This is a genomic window from Actinoplanes regularis, from assembly GCF_900188005.1.
Classification (GTDB): domain Bacteria; phylum Actinomycetota; class Actinomycetes; order Mycobacteriales; family Micromonosporaceae; genus Actinoplanes; species Actinoplanes regularis.
The window spans coordinates 119,914-138,967 of record NZ_FZNR01000020.1; the positions used below are offsets into that span (position 1 = coordinate 119,914).

20 protein-coding genes are annotated in these 19,054 nt (G+C 69.8%); 16 read left to right on the plus strand and 4 right to left on the minus strand.

Going from position 1 to position 19,054, the window contains the following annotated elements; translation table 11 throughout:
* Positions 1 to 52 precede the first annotated feature (52 nt).
* From CHC09_RS35560 to CHC09_RS35635, 16 genes are all read left to right on the plus strand, one after another.
* On the plus strand, positions 53 to 469 hold the full coding sequence (locus tag CHC09_RS35560; RefSeq protein ID WP_239138723.1) for a hypothetical protein: 417 nt from the start codon (positions 53 to 55) through the stop codon (positions 467 to 469).
* A gap of 148 nt (positions 470 to 617) precedes the next feature.
* A complete protein-coding gene (locus tag CHC09_RS35565; protein WP_089297657.1) occupies positions 618 to 1,058 on the plus strand; it encodes a flagellar hook assembly protein FlgD in 441 nt (146 codons plus the stop codon).
* Between the two features lie 43 nt (positions 1,059 to 1,101).
* Positions 1,102 to 2,364 carry a flagellar hook protein FlgE gene (locus CHC09_RS35570; protein ID WP_089297658.1) on the plus strand — a complete coding sequence of 421 codons (1,263 nt, stop codon included), beginning with the start codon at positions 1,102 to 1,104 and terminating at the stop codon, positions 2,362 to 2,364.
* Between the two features lie 199 nt (positions 2,365 to 2,563).
* On the plus strand, positions 2,564 to 2,839 hold the full coding sequence (locus CHC09_RS35575; protein ID WP_089297659.1) for a flagellar FlbD family protein: 276 nt from the start codon (positions 2,564 to 2,566) through the stop codon (positions 2,837 to 2,839).
* On the plus strand, positions 2,839 to 3,630 hold the full coding sequence (locus CHC09_RS35580; RefSeq protein WP_089297660.1) for a flagellar motor protein: 792 nt from the start codon (positions 2,839 to 2,841) through the stop codon (positions 3,628 to 3,630). The genes CHC09_RS35575 and CHC09_RS35580 overlap by 1 nt, the downstream gene beginning before the upstream one ends.
* A gap of 4 nt (positions 3,631 to 3,634) precedes the next feature.
* Positions 3,635 to 4,714, plus strand: coding sequence for a flagellar motor protein MotB (locus tag CHC09_RS35585; RefSeq protein WP_089297661.1), 1,080 nt, complete (start codon positions 3,635 to 3,637; stop codon positions 4,712 to 4,714).
* A 17-nt stretch (positions 4,715 to 4,731) separates the two neighbouring features.
* On the plus strand, positions 4,732 to 5,184 hold the full coding sequence (locus CHC09_RS35590) for a flagellar basal body-associated FliL family protein (protein WP_089297662.1): 453 nt from the start codon (positions 4,732 to 4,734) through the stop codon (positions 5,182 to 5,184).
* Positions 5,185 to 5,296: 112 nt separating this feature from the next.
* The gene (locus tag CHC09_RS35595) at positions 5,297 to 6,244 is read left to right on the plus strand and encodes a flagellar motor switch protein FliM (RefSeq protein WP_239138721.1); all 948 of its coding nucleotides are present in this window, start codon (positions 5,297 to 5,299) and stop codon (positions 6,242 to 6,244) included.
* A complete protein-coding gene (gene fliN, locus CHC09_RS35600) occupies positions 6,241 to 7,020 on the plus strand; it encodes a flagellar motor switch protein FliN (RefSeq protein ID WP_089297663.1) in 780 nt (259 codons plus the stop codon). Before CHC09_RS35595 ends, fliN begins: the two co-directional genes overlap by 4 nt.
* 11 nt (positions 7,021 to 7,031) lie before the next feature.
* Positions 7,032 to 7,469, plus strand: a complete 438-nt coding sequence (locus CHC09_RS35605; protein ID WP_089297664.1) for a flagellar biosynthetic protein FliO — start codon at positions 7,032 to 7,034, stop codon at positions 7,467 to 7,469.
* Positions 7,469 to 8,371, plus strand: a complete 903-nt coding sequence (fliP, locus tag CHC09_RS35610) for a flagellar type III secretion system pore protein FliP (protein ID WP_239138720.1) — start codon at positions 7,469 to 7,471, stop codon at positions 8,369 to 8,371. Before CHC09_RS35605 ends, fliP begins: the two co-directional genes overlap by 1 nt.
* On the plus strand, positions 8,368 to 9,132 hold the full coding sequence (gene fliR / locus CHC09_RS35615; RefSeq protein ID WP_089297666.1) for a flagellar biosynthetic protein FliR: 765 nt from the start codon (positions 8,368 to 8,370) through the stop codon (positions 9,130 to 9,132). The genes fliP and fliR overlap by 4 nt, the downstream gene beginning before the upstream one ends.
* A 12-nt stretch (positions 9,133 to 9,144) precedes the next feature.
* A complete protein-coding gene (locus CHC09_RS35620) occupies positions 9,145 to 10,236 on the plus strand; it encodes an EscU/YscU/HrcU family type III secretion system export apparatus switch protein (RefSeq protein ID WP_089297667.1) in 1,092 nt (363 codons plus the stop codon).
* A 102-nt stretch (positions 10,237 to 10,338) separates the two neighbouring features.
* Entirely contained in the window at positions 10,339 to 12,381 is a 2,043-nt protein-coding gene (gene flhA / locus CHC09_RS35625) for a flagellar biosynthesis protein FlhA (protein ID WP_089297668.1), read from the plus strand.
* Entirely contained in the window at positions 12,371 to 14,131 is a 1,761-nt protein-coding gene (locus CHC09_RS35630) for a hypothetical protein (protein ID WP_203833340.1), read from the plus strand. The genes flhA and CHC09_RS35630 overlap by 11 nt, the downstream gene beginning before the upstream one ends.
* Positions 14,128 to 14,355: a hypothetical protein gene (locus CHC09_RS35635; RefSeq protein WP_089297670.1), complete on the plus strand. Its 228-nt coding sequence runs from the start codon at positions 14,128 to 14,130 to the stop codon at positions 14,353 to 14,355. Before CHC09_RS35630 ends, CHC09_RS35635 begins: the two co-directional genes overlap by 4 nt.
* 83 nt (positions 14,356 to 14,438) lie before the next feature.
* Here the strand turns inward: CHC09_RS35635 and CHC09_RS35640 are convergent, their stop codons facing one another.
* The 4 genes from CHC09_RS35640 to CHC09_RS35655 all read right to left on the minus strand — a co-directional run bounded on the left by CHC09_RS35640 (position 14,439) and on the right by CHC09_RS35655 (position 19,050).
* The gene (locus CHC09_RS35640) at positions 14,439 to 16,133 is read right to left on the minus strand and encodes a flagellar hook-length control protein FliK (protein WP_089297671.1); all 1,695 of its coding nucleotides are present in this window, start codon (positions 16,131 to 16,133) and stop codon (positions 14,439 to 14,441) included.
* A gap of 49 nt (positions 16,134 to 16,182) precedes the next feature.
* The gene (locus CHC09_RS35645) at positions 16,183 to 17,163 is read right to left on the minus strand and encodes a transglycosylase SLT domain-containing protein (protein WP_089297672.1); all 981 of its coding nucleotides are present in this window, start codon (positions 17,161 to 17,163) and stop codon (positions 16,183 to 16,185) included.
* Positions 17,160 to 17,627 (minus strand): flagellar export protein FliJ, encoded by a 468-nt coding sequence (locus CHC09_RS35650; RefSeq protein WP_089297673.1) that lies wholly within the window; start codon positions 17,625 to 17,627, stop codon positions 17,160 to 17,162. Before CHC09_RS35650 ends, CHC09_RS35645 begins: the two co-directional genes overlap by 4 nt.
* 115 nt (positions 17,628 to 17,742) lie before the next feature.
* Positions 17,743 to 19,050: a FliI/YscN family ATPase gene (locus tag CHC09_RS35655; protein WP_089297674.1), complete on the minus strand. Its 1,308-nt coding sequence runs from the start codon at positions 19,048 to 19,050 to the stop codon at positions 17,743 to 17,745.
* Positions 19,051 to 19,054 lie beyond the last annotated feature (4 nt).

Consider the following 19,054-nt stretch of genomic DNA (forward strand, 5'->3'; position numbering starts at 1 on the left):
TCCTGGCTCATTAGCCGTTCGCAACCTGTTCGAGGATCTCCTCGGCCGCGAAGTGACTGTCAGCCCTGGTGAGCCGTTGGGTGCGGAAGAGGTCCGGACCGCCACGGTCGCCATCTTCACTGACAACTTCCAGAAGATGTACGCGGTGCTGGGCCTGGATCTGAGCTTGGCGGCGAACTCGGGAGCGGCACTCGGGCTGCTGCCCGCCGGTGCGGCCGAGGACAGCGTCGAGGACAAACAGCTCTATCCGAACCTGGCGGAGAACGTCTTCGAGCTGTGCAACATCTTCACCAGCCTGCTCAACCGGGAGGGAGCCCCGCACATCAAGCTCTACCAGGTGCTCTATCCGGGGATGGAGCTGCCGAGCGACGCCCGGGCGGTGCTGCTCGCGCTGGGCCGGCGGCTGGATCTGCACGTCGAGGTCAGTCGCTACGGCAAGGGCAGGCTCAGCCTGTCGCAGGCGCCCTGAGCGGGCGGTGTCACCGCGGACGTACGCGGAAAATCGAAGATCTCCTGTTGCGGGCCCGCCGATCCGGCGGGCCCGCAAAATTGTGCCTAAGCAAATCCTGGGCCGGGCCGAAGCTTAGATTGAGCTCGCCAAGGGACAGGAGAAGTCAATGACCTCGCCGACCTCTGGAATCGGCAACACCGGCGCCTCTTCCGACGCGGCACAGGCCGCTGCGAGGGCCGAGGCCGCGAAGCAGGCGGCCAAGAGCAAGGACCTCGGCGACAAGGACACTTTCCTCAAGCTGCTGGTCGCCCAGCTCAAATACCAGGACCCGTCGAATCCCGCGGATTCGACCCAGTTCCTGGCGCAGACCGCGCAGTTCACGCAGGTCGAGAAGCTGGAAGACATGCTGGGCATGATGCGGGGCCAGCGGATGGTCAGCGCCAGCTCACTTGTCGGCAAGACAGTTACGTACCAGGACTCCCTCGGTCAGTCCCAGACCGGTGTGGTCTCGGCGGCGAAGCTCAACGGAGACAGCGAACCGACGCTCACGGTCGGGAACACGGATGTAGAGCTGTCCAAGGTCACGGAAATTCAACAGACCGCCTGATCCGTCTTTCCTCTTTCCGCACCGATGCGAAGGGAACACCTTCATGCTGCGCTCTCTCTACTCCGGAATCAGCGGCCTGCACGCACACCAGCAGATGATGGACGTCACCGGCAACAACATCGCCAACGTCAACACGGTCGGCTTCAAGTCACAGCAGGTCCAGTTCAAGGACACCCTCAGTCAGATGGTCGGCGCCGCCGGCTCACCACAGAACGGTCAGGCCGGTACCAACCCGGCGCAGGTCGGCCTCGGTGTCCGGGTGGGCGGTATCAGCCAGAACTTCACCCAGGGCTCGGCGCAGACCACCGGCAAGTCCGGGGACATGATGATCCAGGGTGACGGGTTCTTCATGACCCGCAGCGGCGGCGAGGTGCTCTACACCCGCGCCGGTTCGTTCTCCGTCGACGCGAACGGCACGCTCTGCGCCACGACCGGTGAGCCGGTCCAGGGCTGGACCGGGACGAACGGCGTGGTCAACGCGGCCGGCAAGCCGGGTGACATTCGGATTCCGCTGGGCGCCACGATCCCCTCCCAGGCGACCACCAAGGCCACCTTCAAGGGCAACCTGAGCAGCGACGACATCCCGGACCCGAACAACCCGACCAACAGCGGCACCAGCTACACGACGATCATCCCGCTCAAGGTCTTCGACGCGCAGGGCGCGACGCACACGGTCACCGCGACGTTCCTCCGGACGAGCAACCAGAACACGGCTACCCCGCCGACGTCCAGCTGGGATGTCAGTCTGACCGACGAGAACGGGAATGCGATCGCCGGCAACGCGACGCTCGACTTCGACAGCGGCAAGCCGGTCCTGGCGCCGGGCACGACGACGATCACGGTCGGCAGCGGCAGTAATCAGTACACCATCGACGTCGCCGACGTCACGTCGTACTCGGGTCAGTCTGACGCCCGGGTGTTCCAGACGGACGGCCAGACGGCCGGCGCGCTCACCTCGCTGGCCTTCACCGTGTCCGACACCGGTCAGATCATCGGGGTCTACAACAACGGCCTCAAGCAGGTGCTGGCCCAGGTGGCCATGTCCACCTTCGCCAACCCCGAGGGTCTGGAGAAGGTCGGCAACTCCATGTACCGCAGCACGGTCAACTCGGGGTATGCCCAGGTCGGCACGCCCGGCAGCGCAGGCATGGGCGACATCATCACGGGCACTCTGGAGATGTCGAACGTCGACCTCGCCCAGGAGTTCACGAACCTCGTCGTGGCCCAACGCGGCTTCCAGGCCAACTCCAAGATCATCACCACCTCCGACGAGCTGCTCCAGGAGCTCGTCAGCATGAAGCGCTAGTAGCAGCAGTCTCTCGGCCGGCGGCCGGGGCAGGCGTCCGTGCCTGCCCCGGCCGCCGTCGTGTGCGCGCGGAGCGCCCCGGTTTCGCTCCCCGATGGAGACCGGCTCGATCTCATCGGCAACCGAGATCGGGCCGATTTAACAAGCGAATGCCCACGGACGGCCCACCAGCCAAGGACGAACCAAGGACGGAACTGCCTTGATCCTCGTAACTCGAATCAACGGTTCGGTGTTCGCTCTGAACCCCGACCTGGTCGAACGCCTGGACTGCACACCCGACACGGTCGTCACCCTGGTGGACGGCACCAAGTACCTCATCGCCGAGTCCGTGCCCGAATTCATCGACTCGGTGCGTCACTACCGAGCCTCCCTGATCGCTCAGGCGAGCCGCATGGAGACCGAGACCACGGCCAACACCTCGTCCGAGGACGAGCCCGACGCCAAGGTGCTTCCGATGCACCGGAAGGAACGCTGATGGACATCTCAACCCTCGTCGGGGTGCTCGCCGGACTGGCGGTCGTCTTCACGGTGCAGATCCTGGAGGGCGGTTCGCCGACCTCGATCCTCCTGCTCCCGTCGATGCTGCTGGTCCTGGGCGGCGGATTCCTCGCCGCCATGGCCGGCGGTGTCCTGAAGGACACGAAGGGCTTCATCGGCCAGCTGAAGAAGGCCTTCACCGCCAAGGTGACGCAGCCGACCCAGCTGCTCGACAACGTCGTGAAGCTGGCCGAGCGGGCCCGCCGTGAGGGCCTGCTGGCCCTCGAGGACGCGGTCAAGACGGTCGAGCACCCGTTCCTCAAGCGGGGCCTGCAGTTGGCCATCGACGGCACCGACCCGGACGAGCTGCACGACATCCTGCACGCCGAGGTCGCCGCCAAGAAGAAGGCCGACAAGGCCGGCAGCAAGTTCTTCGAGAACATGGGCGGTTACGCCCCGACCATCGGCATCATCGGCACGGTCATGGGCCTGGTGCACGTGCTGGAGAACCTCAACAAGCCCGAGAGCCTGGGCCACTCGATCTCCGCGGCGTTCGTCGCCACCCTGTGGGGCGTGCTCAGCGCCAACATGATCTGGCTTCCGCTGGCGGCCCGCCTGAACCGGCTCAGCGCGGTCGAGGCCGAGGAGATGGAGCTGGTGATCGACGGCGTCCTGGCGATCCAGGCCGGGTCGAACCCGCGTCTGGTCGCCCAGAAGCTGCGCAGCCTGCTTCCGCCGGACGAGATGAAGAAGGCTGAGGCCTCGGCCTCCTCGCGGAAGGCGGCTTGATCCGATGAGTGGCGGTGCCCGGCGCAAGAGGAAGCGCGGCCATGAGGAGCACGAGGAGCACGTCAATCACGAGCGTTGGCTGGTGTCCTACGCCGACATGCTCACCCTGTTGTTCGTCCTCTTCGTCGTCCTGTACTCCATGAGCGACGTCAACCAGAAGAAGTTTGCCCAGCTGGCGCAGGGTCTCTCCGCGAGCTTCGGCTCCAAGACCGCCGCGTTCACCGGCAGCTACGCCCCGCTGGACGGCGCCGCGAACAACGCCCAGATCGTGCAGATCGACCCGGGTGCCAACCCGGGTGACGGGACCTCCGGGACCGAGGGCCTGAACCAGAAGCAGAAGGAGGCGGTCCGCCGGGCCGTCCAGGCCGAGGACCGGAAGAAGGCTTCGGCCAACGCGGAGAAGGCGGCCAAGGAGGTGGAGGACATGAAGCTGATCGAGAACAAGATCTCCGACGCCCTCGCCGCGGCGAAGCTCCTGGGCAACGTGAAGTTCACGATCGACCAGCGCGGCCTGACCGTCACCGTGGTGACCAACGAGGTGGTCTTCGCCGGCGACCGGGCCGAACTGCGCCCGACCGGCGAGAAGATCCTCGGCGCGATCGCTCCGACCCTGGCCCAGCTGCCGAACAACATCGAGGTGGACGGCAACACCAACCAGCTCAACGCGAAGACCAAGTACTACCCCAGTGGCTGGGAGCTCTCCTCGGCGCGTGCCTCCGCCACGGTCCGGTACTTCACCGGGCACGGCATCCCGAAGAAGCGGCTCACCGCGGTGGGCTTCTCGGACACCAAGCCGCTGATCGACCCGAAGGACCCCAGGTCGATCACGATGAACCGGCGAGTGGACGTGGTCGTGCAGACCATGCTCACGGCCGACCAGGCGGCACTGTTGCCGTCGGCGGCGGGTGGCGACAACAAGCTGCACTCCGGCCAGACCACCGCTGCGGCCAAGGCCGCCGCGGAGGCCGCGCGGAAGCAGGTCGAGGCGAGCAACGCCGCGGCCACGGGCACCACCGGCACCACCGGTACGACCGGCGCCACCGGTACGACCGGTACCACCGAACCGATCACCAGCGACAACTGACCCAGGAGGGAGTTCTGATGGCAGACGACAAGGATTCGGCCGCGGAAGCGCCGAAGAAGAACCCATTGATGCTAGTCGTTATCGTTCTGGTGTTGGTCGTGCTGGGCGGTGGAGGTGCCGGGGCGTACTTCCTGATGAACAGCGGTGAGAAGACCGAGGCCGCTCCGAAGAAGGGCGTCGTGACGGCGGCCGAGAACACCATCACGGTCAACCTGGCCGACGGGCACTACCTGAAGCTCGGCTTCGCCCTGCAGCAGACCAAGGACGCCGGTACGGAGGCGGTCGACCTGAGCGAGGCGTACGAGCTGGCCATCGACCAGTACACCGGCCGGAAGATCGCCGACCTCTCGACCGAGGCGGGCCGCACGCAGGTCAAGGAGGATCTGGTGCAGAAGGTCGTCAAGGCCTACACCGAGGACGGCAAGAAGATGGTCATGGACGTCTACTACACCTCCTTCGTGACGCAGTAACGAACGGCGCGGTGCGGGCGGGCCTCCTCCGGGAGACCCGCCCATCCGTGTAATCAGGGCAGGAAACGACCCCGGGGCTCAGCGGTTCGCTAAACCCGCCGATCAGGACGACGTGACCACCACCGCACGTACCCCGGGCAAGATGTCACGTCGCCAGGCCGGAGGGCCGGCGCTGTACGACTTCCGCCGCCCGATCAAGCTCTCCCGTGATCACGTCCGCACCCTGCAGATCGCGTTCGAGACGTACGCGCGCAGCTGTGGAACCCTGCTGACCACCCGCCTCCGCGCGGTCAGCAACGTCTCACTGGTCTCCATCGAGCAGCTGAACTACGACGAGTACGTGGCCTCGCTGGTCAACCCGACGATCATCGCGGTGGTCGCCCTCGATCCGTTGCCCGGCACGATGCTGCTGGAGATCGCCCAGCCCGCGGTGATGACCGCTATCGACCACATGCTCGGCGGCCCCGGCGGTCCCCAGCCGGAGCGGCCGCTGACCGAGGTGGAGATGCCGCTGCTGCGCAACCTGATCCAGCGCATGCTGGGCGAGTTGCGCTACGGCTTCGAGAGCCTGGTCGACATCCAGCCGCAGCTCAGAGAGATCGAGTACAACGCGCAGTTCCTGCGCGCGCACGCGCCCGGTGACGCGGTCGTGGTCGCCTCCTTCGAGACCAGGATCGGCGCCGAGGAGTGCGTCTCGACGTTCTGCCTGCCGTTCAACACCATCCTCCCGGTGCTCTCCCGCACCGAGGCGGTCGTGCTCAGCGCGAGTCAACGGGAGGTCAAGGAGAGGGCGCTACGCAACCTCACCGCCGGACTTTCCGCCGCTCCGATCGGCGTAGCAGTGCGATTCCAGCCCATTCGGATGCGTACCGATGACATCGTGGATCTACGTCCGGGCGACGTCGTGCCGTTGGGGCATCCAACCAGCCGCCCGCTTGAGGTGACCGTGAACGACATCGTCTTCGCGCACGCCGTTCCCGGCAATCAGGGCGCCCGGCTCGCCTGTCTCGTCGTGCCGTCGCCCAACGAGAACTCGCCCAAGGAGTCTGGCCGCCCATGACCGCGCCCACCATCACCGCGCCGCAGCTAACTCTCGCCCGGAACGCCGCCGAGGCCGCGCTGGCCGTCCTGCCGACCAGTTACACCCTGGTCGCCGGCGATCCGGTGACGCCCGGCACCGGGACGATGATCGAGGGACAAGCGGTGACCGCGCGGTTCAGCGGTGCGGCCGTCGGCGAGGTCGTCGTGGTGGTCGGCCAGGATCTCGCGGACGCGCTCAGGGAGAGCCCGCTCGGCGAGCTCGATCTGACCGCGGCGGTCCGGCCCGCCCTGGAAGCGGCCTCCCGGATCTTCGGGCCGGTGGTCCTCGACCCCGGTCAGGTGATGGAGCCGCAGGTGGCGCTCAGCGCGCTGGCCGCCAAGGACGGCGCGGTCGCCATTCCGCTGCGGGACGACGTGGACGTACGCGCGGTGCTGGCGTTGTCGCTCAGCCCGTGGCCCAGCGACGATCCGCTGGCGGCCGCGGCCGCAGCCGCGGCGGCGGCCGGCGGCGGGGTGGCCCAGCGGATCGCCGCGCCGGTGGGGCGGCGGGGTGGTGGGCTGGACATGCTGCACGACGTGGAGATGGAGGTCTCGGCCGAGCTGGGCCGGACCCGGATGAGCGTGCGGGAACTGCTCTCGCTCACCCCGGGTGCGATCGTCGAGCTGGACCGGGCCGCCGGCAGCCCGGCCGACCTGCTGGTCAACGGCCGGCTGATCGCCCGCGGCGAGGTGGTCGTGGTCGACGAGAACTTCGGCATCCGGATCACCGAGATCGTCTCGCCGGGCGCCGAGTAGGAGTCACGACCTTGCTCCAACTCCTGCTCCAGGTCGTCTTCTCCCTGTTCATCGTGCTGTTCCTGATGTGGGGGCTGGCCCGGGTGCTGCGGCGCCCGCTCTCCAAGCGCGGGCACGGCGGGCTGGCGGTGCTCACCCGCACGCAGGTGACCCGCAACGCGGCGGTGGCCGTGGTGCGGGTCGCGGACCGGGCACTGGTTCTCGGCGTGACCGAGCAGCAGATCAGTTATCTGGGTGAGGCGGAGCTCGACATGTTCGAGATGGCGGAGCCCGCCGAGCACCGGGACCACCTGGTGATCGAGCCGACCGAGTTCATCCGGCAGGACGAGACGGTCCTGCCCGGGAGGCATCCCGCGGCCGGACACCACGGGCCGGACGGGTCGATCAGATCTTCGGGGGCGTGGAGCTCGGCCCTGGACTTCCTGCGCGAGCGAACGACGAGGCGATGATGCGACGGGCGATCCTGCTGCTGATCGTGGGTGCCGGGCTGGCGCTCGCGCTACCCGCCCCGGCAGCCGCGGCGCCCGGCTCGCCGGGGAGCGCGGTCGAGGCTCGAGCGCCGGATCGCATGCTCCTGGTCGTACCGCGGAAAGCGCCGGAGGCGCCGGCGAACCCGGCGGTGAGGCAGGTGCCGCGGGCCCCCGGTCCGGTACCGAGAGCGCCGGCGACCTCGCCCCCGAGCATCAACATCAAGATCAACGGTACGGATCCGAACGGCAATCGCCCGGCCACCAGCCTGGTGATCGTCCTCGGCCTGACCCTGCTCTCGGTGGCACCGGCGATCCTGCTGCTCTGCACGTGTTTCACCAAGATCTTCATGGTTCTCGGGATCACCCGTAACGCGATGGGCCTGACCACGCTGCCGCCCAACCAGGTGATCGCCGGGCTGGCGCTGTTCCTGAGCTTTTTCATCATGGGCCCGACGTTCTCCCAGATGAACGAGCAGGGCGTGCAGCCCTACCTGCGCGGGGACAAGACCCAGTCGCAGGCGTTCAAGGACGGCGTCAAGCCGCTGCGCGAGTTCATGTGGCGGACCACGCGGGAGGACGAACTGGCCCTGCTGATCAAGGTGTCCGGCCAGCCTCGGCCGGCGAACAAGGACGCGGTGCCGATGACCATGCTGGTGCCCGCGTTCGTCCTCTCCGAGCTGCGGGCCGCGTTCATCATCGGGTTCGTCATCTTCATCCCGTTCCTGATCATCGACCTGGTCGTCTCGGCCTCGCTGATGTCGCTGGGCATGATGATGCTGCCTCCGGTGACCGTCGCCCTGCCGTTCAAGCTGCTGCTGTTCGTGATGGTCAACGGATGGGGGCTGATCATCACGGCGCTGGTCGGCTCGTACCGGACATGAACTACGACGTGCCGATCGCCCAGCTGATGGCGATCATGCTGGGGGCCTGCCGGGTCGGCGCGTGGATGGCGATCTGCCCGCCGTTCAACTCACGCCTGATCCCCGTGCAGGTGAAGGCGCTGATGTCGGTGGGGATGGCGCTGCCGATGGCGCCGTACCTGCTGCCCGACCTGCCGTCGCTGGAGACCTCGGCGCTGATCACCAGCATCGCGTTGCAGATCTTCGTCGGGGCCGGGCTGGGCTTCCTCACCGCGCTGCTGTTCGCCGCCCTGCAGGCCGCCGGTGACCTGCTCGACCTGTTCGGCGGATTCAGCCTTGCCTCCGCGTACGACCCGCTGGGGTTCAGCCAGAGTTCGATTTTCGGACGGTTCTACAACCTGGTCGCGATCACCCTGCTCTTCGCCAGTGACGGGCACCAGCTGATCCTGCGCGGCTTTCTGCAGAGCTTCCGTACCCTGCCGCTGGACGCCGTGTTCTCGACGGAGACCTTCACCAAGCTGCTGATCAGCGGGATCAGCGAGATGTTCCTGGCGGCCCTGCAGATCGCCGGGCCGCTGATCTGCGTGCTCTTCCTCGCCGACGTGGCGCTCGGCCTGCTGAACCGGGTGTCGCCCGCGCTCAACGTGTTCCAGCTCGGCTTCCCGGTCAAGATCTTCCTGGTGGTCACCCTCTCCGCGCTGGCCATCACGATGCTCCCGGGTGTGCTGCACAACCTGGTTGAGAAGTCGGTTTCCGCGGTGGTCCAGCTCAGCGGGGGCTGAGAGGGGGTGTAGATGTCCGGGGAGAAGACCGAACAACCGACACAGCAACGGCTCACGAAGGCCAAGAAGGAGGGCCAGATCGGGCGTACGCCCGACCTCGGCGCCTGGTTCGGCATGCTGGCCGCGAGCGTGGTGCTGCCGTACACCCTGGGCAAGGGGATGGAGCACGCCCGGGAGCTCACCGGCAAGATTCCGCTGATCATCGCCGATCCGGACGTGGCGAAGTGCCTGGCCATCCTCAAGGAGGGCCTGTTCGGGGTGGTGTGGGCGGTGCTGCCGCTGGCGCTCACCATGATGGCGGTCGGCGTCGCCGCGGCCGGGGCGCAGGGCGGCATCCGGGTGGCCACCAAGCTGTTCGTCCCGAAGTTCAACCGGCTCAACCCGTTCACCGGCCTGAAGCGGATGGTCGGCCCGCAGGCGCTCTGGGAGCTCACCAAGTCGCTGTTCAAGACCTCGGTGCTGGGCGCGGTGCTCTACATGACGCTGAAGGACATCGTGCCGCAGCTGATGCAGGCGGGACACCTGCCGCTCACCGCCCTGCTGGACATCGTCACCCACGCGGTGATCTCGCTGATCCGGGCCGCCGCGGTCGCCGGCATCGCGATGGCCGGAGCGGACTACTTCGTGGTGCGCCGGCGTACCCAGAAGCAGTTGAAGATGACGAAGGAGGAGGTCAAGCAGGAGCACAAGAACAGCGAGGGTGACCCGCTGATCAAGTCCCAGATCCGGGCCCGGCAGATGGCCATGGCGCGCAACCGGCAGATGGCCGACGTGCCGACGGCGGACGTGGTGGTGGTGAACCCGGTGCACGTCGCGGTCGCGCTGCGCTACGAACCGGAGAAGGGCGCGCCGCGGGTGGTCGCCATGGGCAAGGGGCCGATGGCCGCCAAGATCCGCGAGCTGGCCACCGAGAACCGGGTGCCGATGGTGCAGGACATCGCGCTGGCCCGGGCCCTGGACTCGGGTTGCCAGGTGGGTCAGGAGATTCCGGCCGAGTTCTTCGGGGCGGTGGCCCGGGTGCTGGCGTTCGTGATGAGCCTCAAGACGCGTGGGTCGGCGGCCGGTCTGCATCGCAGTCCGAACTCCGCATCGGCCATGACGTAACCGAATTCGGGAGATTTCCTCACATCGCGGGCAGTTACCAGAGAAGATCGTGGCGTGGCGATGCCACAGGGGTCTCAGTGACGGCGACGGCTGGGAGGTGTCGTGAAGAACCGGAACCTCGGCAAGCTCGCCGTCCCCATCGGGGTCATCGGCATCATCATCATGATGGTCGTCCCGCTGCCGACCTTTCTGCTGGACCTGCTGATCGCCTTCAACATCACGATCGCCCTCCTGGTCCTGCTGACCAGCATGTTCGTCGAGAAACCACTCGATTTCGCGGTGTTTCCCGCGCTGCTGCTGGTGCTGACGCTGTTCCGGCTGGCCCTGAACATCAGCGCCACCCGGCTGGTGCTGCGCGACGGCGACGCGGGCAAGGTGATCCACGCGTTCGGCAGCTTCGTGGTCGGTGGCAACCTCGTCATCGGCCTGGTGATCTTCTCGATCCTGGTGATCGTCCAGATGATCGTGGTGACCAAGGGTGCCGAGCGGGTCGCCGAGGTCGGCGCCCGGTTCACCCTCGACGCGATGCCCGGTAAGCAGATGGCGATCGACGCCGACCTGAACGCCGGCCTGATCGACGAGGCCGGGGCGAAGAAGCGCCGGGCCGAGGTGGCCGCCGAGGCCGAGTTCTACGGCGCGATGGACGGCGGCTCCAAGTTCGTCAAGGGTGACGCCATCGCGGCCATCATCATCACGCTGATCAACCTGATCGGTGGGTTCGCGGTCGGCGTCGTCCAGCACGGCATGTCGCCGGGCGACGCGATGAACCAGTACAGCATGCTGAGCATCGGCGACGGCCTGGTCTCGCAGGTGCCGGCGCTGCTGCTCTCGGTGGCCACCGGTCTCATCGTGACCCGCTCGGCCACCTCCGGCGACATGGGCCACAGCGTCACCACCCAGCTCAGCCAGAACAAACTCGCGCTGCGCATCGGCGGTGCCGCGGCCCTCTGCCTCTGTGTCATCCCCGGCCTGCCGAAGTTCCCGTTCCTGGTGGTCGGCTCGGCCGTGCTGCTGATCGCGCAACGGATCAAGGATCCGGCCCCGGTGGACCTCGCGCCGGCCACCGAGGCGGTCGAGATGCCCTCCCCGGACTCGCCCGAGAGCCTGCTTGGCGAGATGCGGATCGACCCGCTGGAGCTGGCACTCGCCCCGGACCTGGTCGACCTGGTCGACACCAGCAGCGGCGACCTGCTCGACCGGGTGCGCGCGCTGCGCCGCAAGATGGCCATGGAGCTCGGGGTGATCATGCCGCCGGTGCGGACCCGGGACGATCTGGATCTGCCGCTGTCGTCGTACGCGATCCGGATCTCCGGCACCGACGCCGGCACCGGACAGGCGCCACCGGGCACCGTCCTGGCGATCGGTGAGGGCCTCCAAGCGCTTCCTGGCCGGGCCGGCGTCGAGCCGGTCTTCGGCCTGTCCGGCAAGTGGATCCCGGCCGAACTGCACTACCAGGCCGAGCTTTCCGGCGCGACGGTCGTGGACCGGGCGTCGGTGATCATCACGCACCTCGCCGAGGTGGTCCGCAGCAACGCCAGCCGGCTGCTCGGCCGGGAGGACGTTCGCGCCCTGACCGAAATGGTCAAGCGCACCCACCCGGTCGTGGTCGAGGAGCTGACCCCGGGGCTGCTCAGCCTCGGGCAGGTCCAGAAGGTGCTGCAGTCGATGCTCGACGAGGGCGTGCCGATCCGGGACCTGGTCCGGATCTTCGAGGCGCTGTCGCTGCGCGCCAAACTCTCGACGGACCACGACGGCCTGGTGGAGGCGGCGCGCAGCGCGCTGGGCCCGGCCATCGCCGCCCAGTACGCGACCGCCGGGCGGCTCACCGTGATCACGCTCGACCCGATGCTCGAGCAGAGCCTGCTCGAATCCCTGCGGCCCAGTGAGACCGGTGCCTTCATGGCGATCGACGGCATGCGTGCCGAAGCGATCGTCAGCGAGGCCGGTCGGCTCACCGAGGCCGCCGAGCAGCAGGGCCTCAGCCCGGTCCTGGCCTGCTCGCCGCAGCTGCGGTTGCCGCTGATGCGACTGCTGCGAGCCGGCTCACGCCGGGTGCAGGTGCTGTCGTACAGCGAGATATCTGGTTCCACCGCGCAGATCGAGACGATAGGGGTGGTGAACGGTGCCTACGCGGGTGCTTCTTGAGGGACCTGCCATCGAGCCGCTGCTGGCTCAGGTACGTGACGAGTACGGCTCGCGCGTCCGGATCATCGCCGCCGACAAGGTACGAAGCGGTGGCATCGGGGGCTTCTTCGCGAAGCAACACTACGAGCTCTCCGTCGAGGTGCCGGACGTACCCGAGGACAGCCATGAGGACAGTCACGAGGACAGTGAGGACATGGCCCAACCAAGCGTCGCCGAGAGCGGCACAAACCCACTGGAAAGGCTGCTCGAACAGGCCGAATCCCGGGATCGGTTCAGCACCGACTCGCCCCCGGCCCCGGGACGGCCGACGGCCGCTGGACGTGCCCCGGCGCCCGGCCTGGGCCCGCGGGAGAGCCGGGCCGCCGGCATGGGGGACACCGGAGCGGCCTTCGCCGAACTGATGGCCGGCCTGGACGTGGCCGGCCACCTCGGTGAGGCGACCCGGCCCGGCCATCGGGTCCGGCAGCCGGCCGACCCCGTGGTCCGCCCGTTCACCCCGGCCACCGCGACCGAGCCACCGATCAACGCCGGTCGGCCCAGCCTGCCGGCCGCGCTGCCCGGGCACTCCGGGCGCGCCGCGCCGGCGCCACCACCACCACCACCGGCGGCGGCACCGGTCTCGCCGCCACCGGCCGTGGCCCCGGTCTCGCCGGCCTTCCAGGAGTTCGCGCCCCGCCGGGCCGTTCCGCACAGCCCGGCCCCGGCCCCGATCCGTCCCGCCGAGCCCAGCGCGGCGCCGTCCCGGGCCGCGTTCCAGACCGCGACGCCGACCCCGGTCCGGTCCGCCGCCGAGGTGTACGGCCTGTCGGAGGACGACCTGATCCCGGTCTCGCCGGCGGCCGCCTCGCCGCCACCGGCCCCCGCTCCGCCCGCACCAGCGCCGGTCGCCTCGTCGCCGCCCGCACCATCGCCGGTCGCCTCGTCGCCGGTCGCGGTGGCGCCGGTCAACCCGACGCCGGTCTCCGCGGCTCCGGCCCCCGCGCCGCCGCCGGTGGTCACTCCGCCGCCGGCCGTGTCGAAGCCGGAGCCGGTCCACGCCGCCGACGACCTGGCCCCGGTGCAGCGCAACCTGATGACCGTCGGCATGCCCGAGGAGATGGCCCGCCAGATCACCGGCGGGGACACCTACGCCGGAGTGCTCAGCGTGCTCGCGGCCAGTCCGTCCGCGCCCGGCATCCCGGACGGCGCCGGCGAGATCCTGGTGGTCGCCGGTGAGGTGCACTCGACGGTGCCGCTCGCCAAGCAACTGCTGGAGCAGGTCCATGTGGACCACTCCCACCTGCTGCTGGCGGCGCCCTCCACGTCCGGGACGGGGCTGCACTCGTCGCGGCTGATCTCCAGCCCCGGCGCGGCCGAGTCCCGCGCCGAGAAGCTGCAGACCGCGGACCACCCGTGGGTCGTGGTGATCGACGCACCGGTCGGGGGTACCGACGAGTTCTGGGTCAACGAGATGTGCGACGCGCTCGGCGCGACGGCTCTCTGGGCCGTCGTCGACGCCACCCGCAAGACTGCGGACACCGCGCGCCACCTGCGCAATCTCGGTGAGGTGGAGGCGCTCGTGGTGCACAGCGTGGAGCTCACCTCGGACCCGGCGTCGGTGCTCGGGCTGGACGTGCCGATCTACTCGCTGGACGGTAAGCCGGCCACCCCGCACGCGTGGGCCGCGATGCTCTGCGCGCGGATCGCCGCCGAGGTGATGCCGGCGGTCGCCTCGCCACGCCAGTCCATCCGCACCTCCGGCCGCCGATGATCCGGCCGTCGGTCCTGCTGTTCGCGCTGCTGATCAGTCTGCCGGCGTGGTACCGGCTGCTCGTCGACCAGCTCGACCTGACCCAGGTGTTGATCCGGTTCCTGATCGCGGTGCCGATCGCGGTGCTCTTGCTGACCGCGTTCCGCCTCGTCACGTCCGGTTACGGCGTGACCGAGGAGACGCCGGCCACGCCGGTCGAGGCCGAGCCGATGGATCCGGCGTAATCCGTACCTACTGGTGCCTTGGGGAAGAGCTACCAGTAGCGAACCGGCGGCGACCCTCGTGAGGGCCGCCGCCGGTTCGTTTCTCAGGCGTGGGTGTCCAGCCGGCCGGGCGTGACCTGCCGGGTTCGTACCGGGGCCGGCTCGGTCGGCAGCTCGGCGTCGCGGCCCGGGCCGTCGCCGCCCCGCCGGGCATACCCGCCGGCCGCCTCGAACTGCTGCCGCGCCTGGTCCTGCTGCGGGGAGCCCTGGCGCAGGTCCAGCGAGAGGTTCCCGAACCCGGAGTCCTGCAGCTCCTTGCGCAGGTCACCGAGGCCCGCGCGGAGCGCGTCGGTACCGGCCTCGGTGGCGCCGGTGAGCCGCACGCTGATGTCGCCGTTGCGGACCTCCGCGACCACCTGGACCGCGCCCAGGTCGGCCGGGTGCAAGTGCACGGTGAGCCGGTGCACGCCGTCGGCATCCAGCCGGAGCGGGGCGATCCGCATCGCGATCTGCTCGGCCGGCGGTGACGTCGGAACCGGGGTGCTGTTCTGGGCGGGAGCCGCCGGTGCCGCCGGGGCGGCGGCCTGAGGGCCGGTCACTCCGGGCAGGGGTGCGCCGGGTGGAAGCCCGGCATCGGCGGCGGGCTGCGCCGCCGGCATCGGGGCCGGCGGGGCCGCGGTGGCGTCCGGCCCGGTCTTGGGCCCGCTCTCCGGAACGTTCTCCAGCACGTTCTCCGGCACGGCGAAGGCCCCCGGCCCCGGCTGCCCGGATCCGCCCGGTGAGCCGTCTCCGGCACCGCCGGCCGTGGCCGGCCGCGCGGCGGCACCGGGCACAGCCGGTGCCAGGCCGGCGGTGTCCGTTCCGGCGGGCGCGACCGCGTCGGCGTCCGTCTTGGTGTCGGCGCCGGCCCGGGTTGCGGCGTCGGCCCAGGCGGGCCGGGCCGGGGTCGCGGCGAGGTCGGCGCCGGTCTGCTGCTGGCCGGACTGGAGTGAGCCGCCCGCGGCGCCGTCGGCCGGGGCGTTGCCGGCCGTCGTCGCCGCGCCCTGGCCGGCAGCAGCCGCCGCGGTATCGGGAGCCGGCGCCGCGGGCTGCGCCGGGACGGCCCGGTTCGCGTCGGTGACCGGTGCGGTCTCGGCAGTGGTGATCTTGGCTGCGGCGCTCGTGCCCTCGGCAGCGATGGCGTCGGGCTGCGTCAATGCGGCCGCGGTGGTGGCCTGGGCGACGGCGGCTGCCGCGGCTTGTTCCGCGGTCTGCCCGTCGGTGACCTTCCCGTCCTCCGCGGTCGCCTTCTCGGCATCGCCGGTCTTGGCCTTGGTCTTGGTGCGGTCCGGGCCCTGTGGCCGGGTGTCGGTACCGGTTGTCTTGTCGTCGGCGCCGGCGTCCCGCTGGTCGGCGGCCGGTCGGTCCGCCGCGGCCCGCTTCGCGGATGCGGCACGCTGGTCCGAGGCCCGCTCCGAAGCGGCACGCTTCGTCGCGGCCCGGTTCGCCGTGTTGCGGAGATCTGCGGCGCGTTCGGTGGCGGCCCGGTTCGCGGCGCTGCGGAGATCGGCAGCGCGTTCCGTGGCGGCCCGGTTCGCGGCGCTGCGGAGATCTGCGGCGCGTTCCGCGTTCCGCGCCGCGCTGCGGTCCGCCGCTTGGCGGTCGGCGGCCTGCTGGGCCGCGTCGTCCCGCCGATTGTCGCGGTTCAACTCGGCTGAGAGCGCCGAACCGAAGTCCGCCCCGTTGTCGCGCCGCCCACTCGGGCGACGCGTTGTCTCGATCGTGGGCCGCTGCTCGGGGCCCGTCACGGAACTCGGCATGGTGTTGGGGCTCCTCACTGCTCCGGTGGTCTCGTCGTCGAACTCGAAATCAGCCGCCGAGGGCGGCCAGCGCCTTCTGCACCTTCGGCACGTACGCCTGGGTCTCGCTGAACGGCGGGATGCCGCCGTGCTTGCGCACCGCCCCGCCACCCGCGTTGTACGCGGCCAGTGCCAGCGGCACCGACTTGAACTCCTTCAACAGCCCGTTCAACATCTTCGCGGCGCCGTTCACGGCCTGCTCCGGGTCGAATGCGTCGCGCACTCCGAGCCCCTTCGCGGTGCCCGGCATCAGCTGCATCAAACCCTGCGCGCCGGCCTTGCTGACCGCGCCCGGGTTGTATCCGGACTCCACCTTCGCGACCGCGGCGAGCAGCTTCGGCGAGACGCCGTACTTCGCGCCGGCCTGGACGAACAGATCCGCGTACGGCACGCCGGCCAGCTCGCCACCCGACCCGCGCAGCCCGGCCGGGCGCAGCGCCGTCATGTCCTGCACCGCGCCGGTCGGCGCGGCGTCGATGATCCGGCGGATGTGGGTCGGCCGTTCGTACACCGACTGCACCTTCACGTGGTCGCCCGGCTTCGGCGCGGCGATCATCTTGTTGTCGCCGAGGTAGATCGCCACGTGGTCCACCGGCGAGTCGAACGCCAGCACGTCACCCGGCTTGGCGTCCTTCAGGCTCGCCACCGGGCGGCCCGCGGTCGCCTGCTGCCACGAGTTGCGCGGCAGTTTGATGCCGAGGTCCTCGTAGACCTGCTGGACCAGGCCGGAGCAGTCCAGGCCCTTGGCGGGGTCGGTGCCGCCGAAGACGTACGGCGTGCCCAGGTACTTGCGTGCGGCGGCCACCACATCGTCACCGCTCGGGCCGGCGACCGTCGTTCCGGTCATCCCCAGGCCCTTCGCCTCGGCCAGCGCGGACGCGAACCTGGTTTTTGACGAGCCCGAGTCGACCGTAGCCGGCGGCGGCGTCAGACCGAGCTGGTCCTGCAGCTGAGTGATCCGAGAAAGAACAGCACCCACACCAAGACTCATGCTTCGCTCCCGTTCCGGTCGGTCGGCGTCTGCACGCTGTTTGCGGCGTCGCGTGCCTTCGAGGTGATCGCCAGTTCGTCGAGGTTGGCCTGGTCGGTACGGAGATCGTGGGCCCGGACCAGGGCGGCGTGCCGCTCGGACAGCATCTCCACCGCGCGCCGGCGCTTCGCCGCGTCGGTGAGCGCCGCCATCTTCTCGCGCTCGACCCCCTCGGCATCCGTGACCATCCGCTGCGCGCCGAACACCCCGGCGGCCAGCGACTGCCGGGCCACCAGTGCGGCGACCATCGCCCGGGCGGACCCTTCGGATGGCGCGTCCGCGCCAACCAACTCCAGTTGACGGCGCTTCACCAGGGCCTGGGCTTCCTGGATCTCCGCACGTGACTGGGTCAGTTCACCTCGGGCGGCGTCCTCCTGCGCTTTCCGCGCGCGCAGCACCGGGGCGAGTCGGAACAGGCGGTTCACGTTTGCCTCCTAGCCGGGCAAGGAGCCCTCACATTCACGCTTCGGCATCCCGGCCGATCCGCTGAGTGCTGCACCCAAGCCGCAACGGGCCGGATGCTTCAGTCGGGCCCCGTGGTCAGGTCGTGGCGAGGAGTGCGCGCAGGGCGGCCCAGGCATCGTCGGCTGTGACGCGTTCGTCGAGGTCCTGGCGGAGGAAGGCGCTGATCTGCGGCCAGGACGCGTTGGCGCGGTCGGCCTCCGGGTTGGTGCCCGGGACGTAGGCGCCGATCTCGACCAGTTCGCGGACTTCGCGGTGGGCGGCCATCAGACGGCGCAGTTCGGTGGCGTCGGAGCGCTGTTCCCGGCTGGTGATCTTGTTGGCGACCCGGGAGATCGAGTCGAGCGCCTGGATGCTTGGGAAATGTCCGGCCGTGGCCAGTTTGCGGTCGAGGACGATGTGCCCGTCGAGAATCGAGCGGGCCGCGTCCGCGATCGGCTCGTTGTGGTCGTCGCCCTCGACCAGGACCGTGTACAGGCCGGTGATGCTGCCCCGGGCGCCCGGCCCGGCCCGCTCCAGCAGGGAGGCGAGCATGGCGAAGACGGACGGGGGATAGCCGCGGGTGGCGGGCGGTTCGCCGACGGAGAGGCCGACCTCGCGCTGGGCCATCGCGGCCCGGGTCACGCTGTCCATCATCAGCAGCACGTCGGCGCCCTCGTCCCGGTAGTACTCGGCTATCCGGGTGGCGACCGCCCCGGCCCGCAGCCGGACCAGCGGCGCCGTGTCCGAGGTGGCGATCACCACCACCGATCGGGCCAGCCCCTCCTGGCCCAGGTCGTGCTCGATGAACTCGCGCACCTCACGGCCGCGCTCGCCGACCAGGGCGACCACGTTCAGCGCCGCCGAGGTGCCCCGGGTGATCATGCTCATCAGGGTCGACTTGCCCACGCCGGAGCCGGCGAAGATGCCGATCCGCTGGCCGCAGCCGCACGGGACGAGCGTGTCCAGCACCCGTACGCCCAGAGACATCGGTTTGTCGACGAGCTGGCGCTCCATCGCCGACGGCGGGGCGGCGTCGATCCCGACCAGCTCGCCGCGGAGCGGCGGCCCGCCGTCCATCGGCCGGCCGAGGCCGTCCAGGATGCGCCCGCGCAGGTCCGGGCCGACCGCGATGCGCAGTGGCCCGCCGGTGCTCATCGCCGGTGTGCCGGTGCCGATCCCGGCGATCGGGCCGAGTGGCATGCAGGAGAGCTGCTGCCCGTCGAGCGCCGCGACCTCGGCCAGCACCGCCTCCGGTCCGTCGCCGATCCGCAGCAGCTCACCGACGCGGGCCTCGAGGCCGCCCACCGTGATTCGGAGGCCGACGGCTCCGGTGACCCGGCCGCTGACCGTGGGCCGCGCCGCGAGGACCGCGTTGTGCATGCGGTGCTGGAAGGCATGGGGCATCTCG